This window comes from Catenuloplanes japonicus (genome assembly GCF_000717135.1).
GTDB classification, from domain to species: Bacteria; Actinomycetota; Actinomycetes; order Mycobacteriales; family Micromonosporaceae; genus Catenuloplanes; species Catenuloplanes japonicus.
Window position 1 is genome coordinate 406,037 of record NZ_JNXY01000009.1, and the last position, 14,940, is coordinate 420,976.

Sequence of the window (14,940 nt, forward strand, 5' to 3'; positions counted from 1 at the left end):
CGTCGGCATGGTGGGTCATTATCCGCCTGCGCGATAATTCCTCACCATGGTCGACATAACTTTCGCCCCCGCCTCCGCCGCGGACGACACCGCGTTCCTCGACGAGGTGACCGCGCTGGTCAACGTGGTCTACGCGGCCGGCGAGAAGGGCATCTGGCGCGACGAGACCAACCGCACCGACGCGGCCGAGATGGCCACGATCATCCGCGCCGGCGAGCTCGCGATCGCGCATCTCGGCGGCGCGCTCGTCGGCACCATCCGCCTCCAGCGTCTCCCCGGCGGCGAGGCCGAGTTCGGCATGCTCACCGCGCACCCGCAGCACCGCAACGCCGGCATCGGGCGTGAGCTGGTCGCGTTCGCCGAGTCCTGGGCGCGTGAGCAGGGGCTGGCCGTGCTGCAGCTCGAGCTGCTCTACCCCACGGAGTGGGAGCACCCGATCAAGGCGTTCCTGCGCGGCTGGTACACCCGCATCGGATACCGGCTCGTCCACGAGGCCGACTTCGCGGAGTCGTACCCGCACCTCGCGCCGCTCGTTGCCACGCCCTGCGCCTTCCTGGTTTTCCACAAAAACCTTTAAAAGCGGATATTCCCGCTTTCGCGGTGGTCACCGTCCGCATGCTCCCGCGGGCTCCCGGTCCGTGGGTGGTTGCGGAAGACCCGCCCGTGCCCGCTACCGCAGACGAGGGGTTTATGCCCCGAATGTCACCCGAGGATTCCTCGAATGTGTGTCTACTGAGAGGAGAACAGGGGAGGTCGGGATGGGGCTGTTCCGGACACGGTCGGCGGTCGTGAGCAGCGCGCCGCGACCGGTGCCGCGCGACGTCGAGTCGCTGGAGGCGCTGGTCCTGGCGCTGGACGGAGTGACGGACGAGGCCAGCGCCTGGCGGGCCACCGTGGAGAGCATGGTCAGGTCCTACGGTTTCGGCTACGGCGCGGTGTGGCTGCCGGACGGGCGCGGCAACGTCGAGGTCCGGTTCGAGACCGGCGAGGTCGTGCCGCAGATGCAGTCCGTGGTCGCGGGCCGCCCGGTGCCGTCCGACGCCGGCCTGGTCGGGCGCGCGTTCAAGACCAAGCGCCCGGTCTACGTCGGCAGCGTCGCCGAGTGCGACGACTGCCTGCGCTGCCAGGCCGCCGGCCGGGAGGGCATGGTCGCGGCCGTCGTCATGCCCGTGCTCAAGAACCAGCAGGTGCTGGCCGTCTTCGAGTACTACTCCCGCACGCCGCTGGACCTGGACGGCCCGCGCACCGAGAAGTGGATGTCGATCGCGCGGATCGCGGAACAGGCCCGGACCAGCGCCATCTCCGCCGCCGAGCTGCGCCAGGTGGCCGCGGACCGGCTCGCCGTCACCGAGGTCGTCGCGAAGATGGGTCAGGCCCACGAGAGTCAGTCCGCGCTGCGGATGGCCTTGGACACCGTGCGCACCGCGTTCGGCTGGGCGTACGGGTCGTACTGGGAGGTCGACCCGGAGCACAACGTGCTGCGCTTCCAGGTCGAGTCCGGCTCCGCCGGCGACGAGTTCCGTAAGGTGACGCTGGCCGCCACGTTCGCCGAGGGCGTCGGCCTGTCCGGCCGCGCCTGGCGGGCCCGCGACCTGGTCTTCGTGCGCGAGCTCGCGGAGCTCACCGATTGCGTGCGCGCGCCCGCGGCCCAGCGCGCCGGCGTCCGGTCCGGCGTCTGCTTCCCGATCATGAGCGGCGAACGCATCGTCGGCACCATGGACTTCTTCACCACCGAGTACATCGACCTCTCCGAGTCCCGCACCGCCGCGCTGCGCAACGTGCAACAGCTGGTCTCCCAGCGCCTCGACGTGCTGCGCAACACCGAGCGCGCCGCCGACAACGCCCGCGCGCTCCTCGACACCGTCGCCCGCCTGCGCTCCGCCAGCGACGACGCCACCCACGTGGCGGAGGAGGCGGTCAGCCGCGCCACCACGATGACCGGCGAGGTCGCCGCGCTCGGCCAGGCCTCCGCCGCGATCGGCGACGTCATCAAGATCATCTCCTCCATCGCGGAACAGACGAACCTCCTCGCCCTGAACGCCACCATCGAGGCCGCCCGCGCCGGCGAGGCCGGCAAGGGCTTCGCGGTCGTGGCCGGCGAGGTCAAGGACCTGGCCCGCGAGACCGCCGAGGCCACCCAGAAGGTCGCCGACCAGATCGCCGGCATCCAGTCCAGCGCCCAGTCCGTCTCCGCCGGCATCCACACCACCAGCGAGACCATCGGCCAGATGGACGCGGTCCAGGCGCGGATCAACGAGGTCCTGGAGGAGCAGGCCCTGATGGCCCGCCGCTTCGAGGCCTGACCCGCCTCCCCGCAGCGGCCGCGCCTCCGCGCGGCCGCTCGTCGTGTGCCCGCGCCTCGCGTTACGGCCTCCGACTGCCACCCACGGCGACGCCTCAGCGGCGTGAAAGCCCTCAGTCGCGGGCCGCGGTGGGCCTCGCGGTCGCGGGCATCCGCCGTGGCGCTACTTCACCCCCACGCCGGGCGTCAGGGGCCGACAGTCTTGCGGCCCCATGAGTAAACTAAGTTTACTTTGGTGCTCTCAGAAGGTGATTTTTCATGGTAAATCAGCAGAAAGCACTGACCGCGAACAGCACGGTAGGAGACTGGCTGGCCCACGAGAAGGGCGGCCCGGCACTGCGCGGCCTGCTCGGACAGGGCGATTTCGACGAGTCCGCCCTCGCGCCGGTACGAACACTCCCGCTCGCCAAGCTCGTCGAGCTCAGCCAGGGCCGCATCCCACCCGCCGTCGTCGAAGGGCTGGTCGCGGCCGTCAACGACGGGCAGATACCCGAGGACGACGGCAGCACCTGGACCGAGCGCATCGTCCCCGGCCGCTTCGACGGGAAGACCGTGATCGTGACCGGCGCCGCATCCGGCATCGGCCGCGCCACCGCGAGCCGGATCCTCCGCGAGGGCGGCCGCGTGATCGCGGTCGACCTGGCCGAGGACCGGCTGAGCGGCCTCGACGGCGACGCGGTCCCGATCGGTGCGGACATCACGTCGCAGGACAGCATCGACCGCATCGTGGCCGCCGCCGGCCCGCGCATCGACGGCCTGGCCAATGTGGCCGGCATCCCGGACGACTTCTCACCCGCGCACCTGGTCACGGACGCCATGTGGGACCGGGTCTTCGCGGTCAACGTGGACGGCCCGTTCAAGCTGATCCGCGCCGTGCTGCCGGCCATGATCGACGCCGGCCGCGGCGCGATCGTCAACGTCGCGTCCGAGGCGGCGCTGCGCGGCAACTCGGCCGGCCTTGCCTACACCGCGGCGAAGCACGCCGTGGTCGGCATCACGAAGAACACCGCGTTCATGTACGGCCCGCACGGGGTCCGGGTCAACGCGGTCGCGCCCGGCGGCGTGGCGACCGGCATGGCGGCCGGCACCTCCGAGGAGGGCCGGGCGCGGCTCGGACCGTTCCTGGCGCTGATCCCGGGCGTGGCGCTGCCGGAGCACCTGGCCGCGTCGATCACGTTCCTGCTCAGCGACGACGGCGTCAACCTCAACGGCGTGATCCTGCCGTCCGACGGCGGCTGGTCCGTGCAGTAGGAACCGAGGCAGCCGGCGACGCACCGGGGAAGCGCCACAACCGGGAGCGCCACAACCGGGAGCGCCGCGGTCAGCGGCGGCAGCTCGGGCCGGCGGCAGCAGGGAACGGCTCAGTACAGGACGGCCTGGAGCACCGCGCCGTAGCGGGAGGCCAGGTCGGCGGGGTCGGCGGCGAGCAGGTCCGCGTCGCCGACCACCCACAGCGAGTACGTCAGACCGCCCACCACCGCGCCCGCGATCCGCGCCCGCAGGTCCGCGTCCGCGCCGGTGAGCCGTGCGCGCAGCGGGGCGACGAACGACGTCTCGTGCACCTCGCGCAGCCGCGCCTCGATGGACGGCTCACCGCTGCCCCGTACCAGCGCGAGGTAGACGCCTTTGATGTGTTCCTCGGACGCGAGAACGACGCTGATGAACCGCGAACCCAGCGCGGACAGCGGCACGTCCAGCAGCGGCTCGTCGTCGATGGTGAGGTGCATGGTGGCCAGGAACAGCAGTTCCTTGGTGCCGAAGTGCCGGATCACCAGCGCCGGATTGGCCTGCGCGTCCGCGGCGATGTCCCGCACGGACGTGTGCGCGTACCCCCGCTCCCGGAACAGGCGTGTCGCCGACGACCGGATCTCCTCCCGCGTCGCCTCCGCCGAGCCCCTGCGCACCATGCGTCCGATCCTAGGTCCCCCGCGCGGGGGACCCCGGATTGCTCCCCGTGCGGGGATCAATCGGCGCCTCCTGATCCATAGCGTCAGAGGTGTCAGCGCGGCACCCCGGTCGTGCTACGGATGCGGAGGAGTCTCCACCCATGTCCCGGATCACCGCGCCGCCGTCCTGGATGCGTCTCACCGGCGTACGGCTGCTGCTCCTGTTCCTGATCTTCGCGCTCGTGTCCGGCGTGGTGAACGCGATCAACATGGCCGTGTCCGGCCTCCCGCTGGTCGCGCTGATCTCCGGGCTGGTCACCGCCGGCCTGGCGATCCTGGCCTACCGCGTGGTCACCGGATGGCTGGAGCAGCGCGCGGTTACCGAGGCCGAGCCCGGCACGCTGCTCAGGGAGGCCGGGCGCGGGACGCTGATCGGCATCGCGCTGTTCACGGTCACCATCGCGGTCATCGCGATCTTCGGCGGTTACCGGATCGGCGGCGGGGGCTCGTTCGGCGCGATGATCTCCACGTTCGGCCTGATGTGCGGCGTCGCGGTGGTCGAGGAGATCATGCTGCGCGGCGTCGTGTTCCGGATCGTGGAGCAGTGGGCCGGCACCGTGGTCGCGCTCGCCGTCTCCGGGCTGCTCTTCGGCGCGCTGCACCTGTTCAACGACGGCGCCACGATCTGGGGCGCGCTGGCCATCGCGGCCGAGGCCGGCATCATGCTCGGCGCCGCCTACGTCGCGACCCGCTCGCTGTGGCTGCCGATCGGACTGCACCTGGGTTGGAACTTCGCGGAGCTGGGCCTGTTCGGCGCGACGGTCTCCGGCTCCGGCCTGAGGGACGGCGGCCTGGTGCGCGGGCTCGCCACCGGCTCGGACGCGGTCTCCGGCGGCGCGTTCGGCCCGGAGGCCAGCATCTTCGCGGTGATCGCCGGCGTCGCGGTCAGTGTGGTCCTGCTGCGCCGCGCCGCGAAGGCCGGCCGCATCGTCGCGCCGTCGTGGCGTCGATGAATACCGCCCGCTACGCTGCCCGGGTGCTGAGCCTGCCACTGGTCTCGACGGTCCGGGACCGGTGGCGGTCCCTGGACGTGACGGTCCGCGACGGGCTGATCGCGCTGGCCTTCACCGCGCTGGGCTTCTTCCCGCCGCTGGCCACGATCGGCACCCGGATCGGCGAGCTGCCGCACCGCCCGCTGGACGCGCTGGGCATCGCGTCCGCGCTCGCGATGACGCTGCCGCTGGTGGTGCGCCGCCGATGGCCCGCGCTCACGCTGGCGCTGGTGGTGGCCGGCTTCGCCGTCCAGGAGCTGCGGGGGTACGCGACGTTCGCGAGCCTCGGCCTGCTGGTGGCGATCTACAGTGCCGGTGCGTACCTGGAACGCCTCCGGTGGGCCGTCGCGGCCGGCGGGGCCGTCGCCTACGCGCTGCTGACGGTCGCGCTGATCAACGCGGGTTCGCCCACCACGGCGGACGCCTACCCGCTCTTCCTCGTCGCGCTGACGTCCGCCTGGGTCGTCGGCGCATGGATACGGTCCTACCGCGCGACGGAGGCGGAGCGCCGCCGGCTGGCCGCGCAGACCGCGCTCGCGGCCGAACGGGAGCGCATCGCCCGCGAGCTGCACGACGTGGTCACCCATCACGTGACCGCAATGGTGGTCCAGGCCGGCGCGGCCCAGTTCGTCGCGTCCTCGGAGGAGAAGGTGACCGCGAACCTGGTCGCGATCGGCGAGACCGGCCGCCGTGCGCTCGGCGAGCTGCGCGACCTGCTCGGCGTGCTGGACCCGGCCCGTCGCGCGCCGATGGACCAGCTGCCCACGCTGGCCGAGGTCGAGGGCCTGGTGGCGCAGAGCCGCGCGGCCGGGCAGCCGATCGAGCTGGTCGAGGAGGGCGCACGGCCGGACGTCGGCGCCGGGCGCGAGCTGGCCGCGTACCGCGTGGTGCAGGAGGGGCTGACGAACGCGCTCAAATATGCCGCCGGCAGCCGTACCGTGGTGCGGCTCGGCAACCGCCCGGACGCGGTCGACATCGAGGTCAGCACGTTCGGCGCGCCGGCCCGCCCCGGCGCCGGCGTCGGCGGTTCCGGCCGTGGCCTGGCCGGGCTGCGCGAGCGGGTCGAGCTGTTCGGCGGCACGTTCCACTCCGGACCCCGCCCCGACGGTGGTTTCACGCTCACGGCCCGCATCCCGGCAGGAGAATCTCAGTGATCCGAGTCGTGGTCGCGGACGACCAGGCGCTCATCCGGACCGGCTTCATCACGATCCTGGACTCGCAGGACGACCTGGAGGTGGTCGGCGAGGCCGGCGACGGGAAGTCCGCGGTGGAGGTCGCGCAACGGCTGCGGCCGGACGTGATCGTGATGGACGTGCGCATGCCGGTGATGGACGGCATCGAGGCCACCCGGCGGCTGGCCGGCGCGGGCGTGCCGGATCCGCTCAAGGTGCTGGTGGTGACGACCTTCAACCTTGATGAGTACGTCTACGAGGCACTGCGTGCGGGCGCGGCAGGGTTCCTGCTCAAGGACGCGTCACCGCAGCAGCTGATCGCGGGCGTGCGCACGGTCGCGCGCGGGGAGTCGCTGCTCGCGCCGGAGGTGACCCGGCGGCTGATCGGGCGGTACGCCGCACGCCTGCGCCCCGCGGACCCGGCCGTGACCGCGGAGTCCGCGCTGACGCCGCGCGAGCTGGAGGTGCTGCGGCTGATCGCGGCCGGGCAGTCCAACGCGGAGATCGCGGCGACGCTGGTCATCGGCGCGGAGACGGTCAAGACGTACGTCTCCCGCATTCTCACGAAGCTGAACCTGCGCGACCGCGTGCAGGCCGTGGTCTACGCCTACCGGACCGGCCTGGTCAGCCCAAACGACTGACGCGAAACCCACAAAAATGGGAAAATTCGTGACATGGGTACGCTGAGGAAGGCCGCCGTGGTGTGCGGAGCGCTGGCCGGGCTGGCGCTGCCGGAGGCGGTGCACGCCGCTCCGGTGGGAGCCACCGGAGAAGCCGCGGTGGCCGCGCAAACCGCGCGGTCCGCGGTCGAGACCGAGGCGGGAGTTGTGGTCGCGGCTCAGGCGGGCGCTGCCGCCGGTGTCCAGGTGGTGCCGCCAGGCCCGGCCATGGTGCGGAACGTCGCGCTGGACGCCTGTCTGACCGCGCTCAGCCCCGCCGCGATCGCGGTGGAGCCGTGCGACGGCACCTCACGCCAGGTCTTCCTGATCCAGCCGACCGGCGATCTCGGAAATATCATGATCCGCCACAACGGCCGGTGCGTGCGCGTCGCCCCCGGCTCCCCACCGGTCAACCCCGCGCGCCTCGGCCTCTGCACCGGCTCCGCGGAGGAGACGATCCACCCCACCTCCGTCTGGCGCGAGTCCACGTTCGTCCTCTACCTCGGCACCTACTCGCTGCGCTCCCAGCGCGTCGGCGACCCGCCGTTCACCACCTGGGCCCAGCAGGACCCCGGCGCCTTCCAGGAGTGGCGCATCCTCCCGCCCGTCTGACGGGTGGGTCAGGGGTCCAGGCCGAGGAGGCGGTCGAGCAGCTGGAAGCGGTATGCCACCGTCAGCGTGGCGAACCAGAAGACCAGCGAGATCAGCACCACCATGAAGACCGGCCCGGCCGGCCCGGTCAGGCCGAAGTAGGACCAGAGCGGCGGCACCAGCAGCACCGCGCCGAACGCGAGGAACAGCGCCACCACCAGCAGCGCCGGCCGACGGTCGCCGGTCGGCCGGGTCCAGGCCGCGAAGAGCCGCGACGGCGGGGCCAGGAACAGGATGAGCAGGAACGACGCGCAGCTGAAGAACGTGGACAGCCCGGTCTGCGCGCCGATCGTGGCGGCTGCGTCCGCGAAGTCGGTGTCCGTGCCGTACACCAGGCCGGTGTACTTCTCGAACTCGGCGATCACCTCGCCGGGCGTGCGCCCGGAGCTGAACCCGCCGCTGATCCCCTGGTAGAGCAGCGTGTAGACGGCGGTGCCGAACCCGGCGGTGACCACGGCCGCGGGCATGACGAAGCGGATCAGATTGCGCAGCAGGTGCGGGTCCGGCGCCGCGGGCGCGGCCCAGAACGTGAGGAACGCGGTCGGGATGCCCACGGTGAACAGCGTCAGGCCCACCTGGGTCGGCGTGTAGGGGAAGCCCAGGCCGAGCATGGTGACGGCCAGAATGACCAGGCCCTGGCTGGCGACCCGGGCCAGGAAGACGTAGAGCGAGATGCCGATCCCGGCGATGATCCGGCGCCCCTCCTGCTGCGCGGGCGGCAGCACGGCGAACGAGTCGTCGGTGAGCACGATGTCGGCCACGTCCCGGGTGACCGTGCTGCCGCTGCGCATGGCCACGCCGACCTGGGCCTGCTTGAGCGCGCGGGCGTCGTTCACGCCGTCGCCGATCATGGCGACGTAGCGGCCCTGCCGGCGCAGCGAGCGCACGATGCGCTCCTTGTGCTCCGGCGCCACCCGGCCGAAGACGCTGGTCCGGGCCACGACCGCGTCCAGCTCCGCGTCGGAGAGCCCGTCCAGGTCCGCGCCGGGCACCGGCTCGCCGGCGTCCAGGCCGGCGCGGGCCGCGATCGCGGCGACCGTGCGCGGGTCGTCGCCGGAGAGCACCTTGAGCGTCACCCCGTCCTCGCGGAACCGGGCCACGGTCGGCACCACGTCGTCGCGCAGCTCGTCCGCGAGCGCGACCAGCGCGACCGGCTCCAGCACGTCGGTGGCGGTGAGCGTCCGGGACGACGCACCGGCCGGGGAAGCCGGGGAGGGCAGCGCCGGTCGTCCCTCGGCGTCGCGCAGTCCACCCGGCGCGCGCGAGAAGAGCAACACCCGGAGCCCTTCGCCGGTACGTTCCGCGACGCCCGGAAACGACGGCGGAGGCGCGCCGAGCACCCACGCGCCGTCGTCCGTGACGATCCCGGACCAGCGCAGTGAGGACGTGAACGGCACCTCGTCCCGTACCGCCGAAGGGTGTGTTCGTGGCAGTGAGGCCGCCAGCGCCGCCGACGTCAGGTTCGGCGAGCCGACGCTGTGCGCGAACCGCCCGAGCGCCTCCCGGGCGGAGGCCGCCGAGTGCTCGCCCAGCGGCAGGACCTCGGTCAGCGTCAGCCGCCCGGTGGTCAGCGTGCCGGTCTTGTCCGTGCAGACCACGTCCACGTTGCTGACCGACTCGACCGCGTTGACCTGCTGGACCAGCGCGCCGCGCCGCGCGATGCGGACCGCGCCGGTGGTGTAGGCGAGCGCGATCAGGAAGAACAGCCCGTACGGGATGAGGCCGGACAGCACCGCGCTGATCTGCACCACGCGCAGCAGCGTGAAGCCCTCCAGCGCGGCCTGCGCGATGATCGCCGCGCTCATCAGCGTGGTGAGCACCATGACCAGCCGCACGACGAACTCGATCCGGCGCTGCAACGGCGTCCGGTCGGTGGTGCTGTGCCGCGCCTGGGCGGTGAGCCGTCCGGCGTAGCTGTGCGCGCCCACGTCGCGGGCGAGCTGCCGGCCGTCGCCGCCCACGCACAGGCTGCCGGAGAGCAGGTCGTCGCCGGGCTGCTTGGCCACCGGGTCGGACTCGCCGGTGAGCAGCGACTCGTCCGCCTCGACCCGGCCGCCGGGCAGCAGCGGGCCGTCCACCACGATCTGGTCGCCGGCGCGCACGCACAGCACGTCGCCGCGGACCACCCGCTCCGGGCCGATCTGCTGCTCCGCGCCGTCGCGGATCACCGTGACCTCGGCCCGGTCCAGCAGTTGCAGCTGGTCGAGCTTGCGCTTGGCGCGGATCTCCTGGGCCGCGCTGATCACGGCGTTGATCAGGCCGAGCCCGACGCTGATCAGCGCGTCGCTGTAGCGGCCGAGCGCGAGCAGCGCCGCGCCGATGACGAACAGCACCAGGTTGAAGAACGAGAAGACGTTGGTCCGCAGGATCTCGGCGTAGCCGCGTGAGCCGCCCCGGACCGCCGTGTTCGCCTCGCCGCGGCGCTGCCGCGCCTCCGCCTCCGCCGTACTCAGCCCGGGATCGTCCATCCTCCGATCATGACGTGCCGCGACCGGCGGCCGATGATTTCCGCTAAGGCGATCCGTTTTCGTGCCGATGTGGCGTTTGCTGTGTCGTCCACGGGTGGAGGCCTGTCTGATGAGTCAATACGCGGAAGCCCGCGGGGGCAATGTCTTCGCCCGCATGGTGGCCGATACGAACGTGCGGACCAAGATCCTCGCGTCGTCCGTCGTGGTCATCGTGATCACGGTGCTGGTCGGCGTGCTCTGCGTGCAGCGCATGTCCACACTCAGCGCCCAGATCGACGACATGAAGAACGAACAGGTCGAGGGCATGGGCTACCTCGCCACCGCGCGGCAGGGCATCGGCGGGATGTTCCGCGGCATGCTGCTGTTCGGCGTGACGCCGGACAAGGCCGCGGCGATCGTCGAGACCAAGGCCGGGGACAAGGTGGTCGACGACGCGATCGCCGAGTACGCCAAGCTCAACACCGGGACGAACCTGTCCACCGAGCGGGCCGCCGCGATCGAGGCGTTCGTCGCCGGGTTCGCCGACTACAAGACGCTGCGGAACGTGAACTTCTTCCAGGAGGCGGCGCCGCCCGGGTACACGCTGCCGACCGACACCACGGCCGCGTACGGCGTGGCCGAGAAGGCGATGACGGACGGCCTGAACGCGATGCAGGCCGCCGAGTCCGCCGAGGCCGACAAGGCCGCCTCGGACGCGCAGGCGACCTACCGGAACGCCCGGAACCTGCTGATCGCGGCCGTGCTGATCGGCGCGCTGGTCGGGCTGGGCGTCGGGCTGATGGTCGCCCGCGCGATCACCCGGCAGGTGCAGAGCGTCGGCGACGCGCTGCGCGCGATGGCGGCCGGCGACCTGACCACCAAGGCGCAGGTGCTCGGCCGGGACGAGATCGGCCGGATGGCGATCGCCACGAACGAGGCCAGCGACGGCCTGCGCACCACGATCGGCGCGCTGCACGAGAGTTCCCGCACGCTCGCGGACGGCGCGCGCCGGCTCACCGCGTCCACCGAGCGGATCGCGACCAGTGCGGCCGAGGCCGCGAGCCAGGCCGACGTGGTGTCGAACGCGGCCGGCGAGGTCTCCGCGAACGTGACCACGGTCGCGGCCGGCTCCGAGGAGATGGGCGCGTCGATCCGCGAGATCAGCCAGAACGCGAACGACGCGGCCCAGGTCGCGGCGGAGGCGGTCGGCGTCGCGAACACCACGAACGAGACGATCTCCAAGCTGGGCGAGTCGTCCGCGGAGATCGGCAACGTGGTCAAGACGATCACGTCGATCGCGGAGCAGACCAACCTGCTGGCGCTCAACGCCACGATCGAGGCGGCGCGGGCCGGCGACGCGGGCAAGGGCTTCGCGGTGGTGGCCGGCGAGGTCAAGGATCTGGCGCAGGAGACCGCGAAGGCGACCGAGGACATCTCCCGCCGGGTCGAGGCGATCCAGGTGGACACGCAGAACGCGGTCGAGGCGATCGGCGAGATCAGCCGGATCATCGCGCGGATCAACGACTACCAGCTGACCATCGCGTCCGCGGTGGAGGAGCAGACCGCGACCACGGGCGAGATGAGCCGCAGCGTCGGCGACGCGTCCGGCGGCACGTCCGACATCGCGAACAACATCAACGGCGTGGCGAACGCGGCCCGCGCCACCACGGAGTCGCTGGTCGAGGCCGGCGAGACGGTCGCGGACCTGAACCGCGTGGTCAGCGAGCTGGAGTCGGTGGTCGGCCGCTTCCGCATCTGACCCGTCCCGTTCGACGGGAGGCGCCCTCCACCGCGGTGGAGGGCGCCTCTTCGTGTACCGATACCCACCGATATTGATAAGTAACTTTATTTACGGATAATGACTGGTTGTCACACCGACGCGTCGGAAAGGCAACCCTCCATGCCGTACCCCCGAAGGCTCTTGATCGTGGCCCTGACCTCGCTCGCCGCGAGCATGCTGGTCGCGCCGCACCCCGCCAGTGCGGCACCCCCGCTGGTCGGCGATCCGGCCGCGCTGGTGAACCCGTTCATCGGCAGCACGAATCTCGGCAACACCTATCCCGGCGCGGTCACGCCGAACGGCATGCTGGCCTGGAGCCCGCAGACCTCGCGCGGCAGCCAGGTCTCCACGCCGGCGCCGGGCGGCTACCAGTACACGGCCACGCGCATCCGCGGCCTCAGCCTCACGCACCTCAACGGCGTCGGGTGCTCGGGCGCGAACGGCGACATCCCGATCATGCCGCACGTGGGCGCGGTCACCGGCTCGCCGTCGGCGGACACCGCGGATGCGGTCTACGCCAGCACGTTCGCGCACGCCAACGAGGAGGCGTCGCCGGGTTACTACCGGGTGGGGCTGGACAGCGGCGCGGGCGCGGAGCTGACCGTCACGCCGCGGACCGGGGCCGGGCGCTTCACGTTCCCGGCGAGCGCGTCCGCGTCGCTGCTGTTCCGCACGTCGAACTCGGAGACCGGCAGCACGGGCGCGACCGTCCACATCGACCCGGCCACGCGCACGGTCACCGGCTCGGTCACGGCCGGCAACTTCTGCGGGCCGCAGAGCGAGAACAATCGGACCGACTACTACACGCTGTACTTCACGGCGCACTTCGACGCCGCGTTCGCGCAGACCGGCACGTGGGTGGACGGCGCGCTGCGGCCGGGCACGACCGACGCGTCCGGCGGCACCGGCTTCAGCAGTGCGGGCCGGCCGAACGCGGGCAAGGGCTCCGGCGGTTACGTGACGTTCGCACCCGGCACGACCGCGGTCGAGGCCCGGGTGGCGATCTCCTACGTGAGCCCGGCCGGCGCGGAGGCGAATCTCGCGTCCGAGAACACCGGCAAGACCTTCACGGGGGTACGCACCGCCGCGCGCAACGCCTGGACCGAGGCGCTCTCCAAGATCCGGATCGGCGGTGGCAGCACGGATCAGCAGACCACGTTCTACACCGCGCTCTACCACGCGCTGCTGGAACCGACCATCACCAGCGACGTGACCGGCGAATACCTCGGCTCCGACCGGCAACCGCACCGCATCCTCGCCGGCCAGCGCGCCCAGTACGGCACGTTCTCCGGCTGGGACGTCTACCGCGCCCAGGTGCAGCTGCTGGCCATGGTCGCGCCGAAGACGGCCGGTGACTACGCGCAGTCGCTCTACACCTATGCCCAGCAGCGCGGCGGCGAATGGGACCGCTGGCTGCTGCAACAGGCCAAGACCGCGGTGATGTCCGGCGACCCGTCCGGGCCGGCACTGGCCGGCATGTACGCGTTCGGCGCCCGCGACTTCGACGTGCGTGGCGCGCTCGACTCGCTGGCCACCGCCGCCACGGTCCCGACCGCGAACGACCTGAGCGACGCCGGCTGCCCGGTCGAGTGCGTCGGCCAGCGCCCGTCCCTGGACCGCTACCTGCAGCTCGGTTACGTGCCCGCGGACGACTGCCACTGCTGGGGCGGCGCGGCGGAGACGCTGGAGGACGCGGCGGCCGACTACGCACTGTCCGAGCTGGCCGGCGCGCTCGGCCAGACCGCACGGCAGCGCGAGTTCCTGGCCCGCTCGCACAACTGGCGCAACGTCTTCGACCCTGCCGCGAAGGCGGACACCGGCCTGGAGCACAACATCCGCGAGCACGTGGCGGCCGTGACCGCGAGCGCGGAGAACCCGCCGAACGAGGTCGCGGCGAACCTGACCGACGGCGACCTCGGCACGAAGTGGCTGGCGTTCGCCACCACCGGCTGGGCGCAGGCGCGCCTGGACACGCCGCTGACCGTGACGACCTACGCGTTGACCTCGGCGAACGACGTGCCGGAGCGCGACCCGCGGGACTGGACGCTGCAGGGCTCCGCGGACGGCGTGACCTGGACCGACCTGGACACGCGGACCGGCCAGACGTTCGCGGACCGCGGCGTGACCAACGTGTACGCGCTCTCCTCACCGGGCGCGTACGCCTACTACCGGCTGTCCGTCACCGCGAACGGCGGCGCGCCGATCGTGCAACTGGCCGAGCTGCAGCTCGCGGACCCGGCCGTGCCGACGCCGCCGCCGCTGGAGTCGCCCTACGCGGGCTGGATGCGCGACCGGTCCTCGGACGGCACGTTCGTCGGCGGCTTCAGCCCCTCCACGGAGCGCGGCTTCGTGGAGGGGACCAGCGCGCGCTACACCTGGATGGTCTACTCCGGCGTGGCCGACCTGGCCCGGCTGATGGGCGGCAGCCAGGTCGCGATCGCGCGGCTGGACGCGTTCTTCCGGGACGCGGACGGCACGTTCGACTTCTCCGCCACGAACGGCACGCGCTACGACCCGACGAACGAGCCGGACATCCAGGCGCCGTACGTCTACAACTACGTCGGCGCGCCCTGGAAGACGCAGGAGACGGTCCGCGCGGAGATCGACCAGCTGTGGACGAACTCGACCGGCGGCATCCCCGGCAACGACGACGCCGGCACCATGTCCGCCTGGTACGTCTTCTCGGCCCTGGGCCTCTACCCGTTCGTCCCGGCGCGCGCGGACCTGGTGCTGACCAGCCCGCTCTTCCCGCGCGCGGAGATCCGGCTGCCGACCGGCCGCACGCTGGCCGTCACCGCGCCGGCCGCCTCCGCGTCCAATCTCTACATACAGGCGGTGACCGTGGACGGCCGGGCCTCCACGAAGACGTTCATCCCGGCCCGGATGGTGGAGCGCGGCGGCACGGTCGCGTTCACGCTGGCCGCGACGCCGAACACGGTCTGGGGCACGTCGCCGTCCGACGTCCCGCCGCAGGCGTCGTCCATGTAGGAC

At 72.1% G+C, this 14,940-nt stretch carries 11 protein-coding genes; 9 read left to right on the plus strand and 2 right to left on the minus strand.

The window, feature by feature from the left end:
• Nucleotides 1-46: 46 nt before the first annotated feature.
• From OP04_RS16660 to OP04_RS16670, 3 genes are all read left to right on the plus strand, one after another.
• On the plus strand, nt 47-577 hold the full coding sequence (locus OP04_RS16660) for a GNAT family N-acetyltransferase (protein WP_033340537.1): 531 nt from the start codon (nt 47-49) through the stop codon (nt 575-577).
• Between the two features lie 211 nt (nt 578-788).
• Nucleotides 789-2,303, plus strand: a complete 1,515-nt coding sequence (locus OP04_RS16665; RefSeq protein ID WP_408606755.1) for a GAF domain-containing protein — start codon at nt 789-791, stop codon at nt 2,301-2,303.
• 257 nt (nt 2,304-2,560) lie between these two features.
• Entirely contained in the window at nt 2,561-3,553 is a 993-nt protein-coding gene (locus OP04_RS16670; protein WP_033340539.1) for an SDR family NAD(P)-dependent oxidoreductase, read from the plus strand.
• A gap of 110 nt (nt 3,554-3,663) precedes the next feature.
• Here OP04_RS16670 and OP04_RS16675 read toward each other — a convergent pair whose 3' ends face one another.
• A complete protein-coding gene (locus OP04_RS16675; RefSeq protein WP_033340540.1) occupies nt 3,664-4,209 on the minus strand; it encodes a TetR/AcrR family transcriptional regulator in 546 nt (181 codons plus the stop codon).
• Between the two features lie 140 nt (nt 4,210-4,349).
• Here OP04_RS16675 and OP04_RS16680 point away from each other — a divergent pair, with 140 nt between their 5' ends.
• The 4 genes from OP04_RS16680 to OP04_RS16695 are packed head-to-tail and all read left to right on the plus strand — an operon-like array spanning nt 4,350 to nt 7,683.
• On the plus strand, nt 4,350-5,201 hold the full coding sequence (locus tag OP04_RS16680; RefSeq protein ID WP_232323611.1) for a CPBP family intramembrane glutamic endopeptidase: 852 nt from the start codon (nt 4,350-4,352) through the stop codon (nt 5,199-5,201).
• A 32-nt stretch (nt 5,202-5,233) separates the two neighbouring features.
• Complete coding sequence (locus OP04_RS54630) at nt 5,234-6,394, plus strand: sensor histidine kinase (protein WP_033340708.1); 1,161 nt, start codon at nt 5,234-5,236, stop codon at nt 6,392-6,394.
• Complete coding sequence (locus OP04_RS54635; RefSeq protein WP_408606756.1) at nt 6,391-7,053, plus strand: response regulator; 663 nt, start codon at nt 6,391-6,393, stop codon at nt 7,051-7,053. The genes OP04_RS54630 and OP04_RS54635 overlap by 4 nt, the downstream gene beginning before the upstream one ends.
• 33 nt (nt 7,054-7,086) lie before the next feature.
• Nucleotides 7,087-7,683 carry an RICIN domain-containing protein gene (locus OP04_RS16695; protein WP_033340541.1) on the plus strand — a complete coding sequence of 199 codons (597 nt, stop codon included), beginning with the start codon at nt 7,087-7,089 and terminating at the stop codon, nt 7,681-7,683.
• An 8-nt stretch (nt 7,684-7,691) separates the two neighbouring features.
• Here OP04_RS16695 and OP04_RS16700 read toward each other — a convergent pair whose 3' ends face one another.
• Nucleotides 7,692-10,190, minus strand: a complete 2,499-nt coding sequence (locus tag OP04_RS16700) for an HAD-IC family P-type ATPase (protein ID WP_033340542.1) — start codon at nt 10,188-10,190, stop codon at nt 7,692-7,694.
• A 109-nt stretch (nt 10,191-10,299) separates the two neighbouring features.
• Between OP04_RS16700 and OP04_RS16705 the strand changes: the two genes are divergently transcribed.
• Nucleotides 10,300-11,928 carry a methyl-accepting chemotaxis protein gene (locus OP04_RS16705; protein ID WP_033340710.1) on the plus strand — a complete coding sequence of 543 codons (1,629 nt, stop codon included), beginning with the start codon at nt 10,300-10,302 and terminating at the stop codon, nt 11,926-11,928.
• Between the two features lie 168 nt (nt 11,929-12,096).
• Nucleotides 12,097-14,937, plus strand: coding sequence for a GH92 family glycosyl hydrolase (locus OP04_RS16710; RefSeq protein ID WP_232323612.1), 2,841 nt, complete (start codon nt 12,097-12,099; stop codon nt 14,935-14,937).
• The last annotated feature ends 3 nt before the right edge of the window (nt 14,938-14,940 follow it).

Excerpts from the sequence above, each read along its gene's own strand:
- OP04_RS16660 (WP_033340537.1), top strand. The coding sequence starts at position 47 with ATGGTCGACATAACTTTCGCCCCCGCCTCCGCCGCGGACGACACCGCG.
- OP04_RS16670 (WP_033340539.1), top strand. The coding sequence starts at position 2,561 with ATGGTAAATCAGCAGAAAGCACTGACCGCGAACAGCACGGTAGGAGAC.
- OP04_RS16675 (WP_033340540.1), bottom strand. The coding sequence starts at position 4,209 with ATGGTGCGCAGGGGCTCGGCGGAGGCGACGCGGGAGGAGATCCGGTCG.
- OP04_RS16680 (WP_232323611.1), top strand. The coding sequence starts at position 4,350 with ATGTCCCGGATCACCGCGCCGCCGTCCTGGATGCGTCTCACCGGCGTA.
- OP04_RS16695 (WP_033340541.1), top strand. The coding sequence starts at position 7,087 with ATGGGTACGCTGAGGAAGGCCGCCGTGGTGTGCGGAGCGCTGGCCGGG.
- OP04_RS16700 (WP_033340542.1), bottom strand. The coding sequence starts at position 10,190 with ATGGACGATCCCGGGCTGAGTACGGCGGAGGCGGAGGCGCGGCAGCGC.
- OP04_RS16705 (WP_033340710.1), top strand. The coding sequence starts at position 10,300 with ATGAGTCAATACGCGGAAGCCCGCGGGGGCAATGTCTTCGCCCGCATG.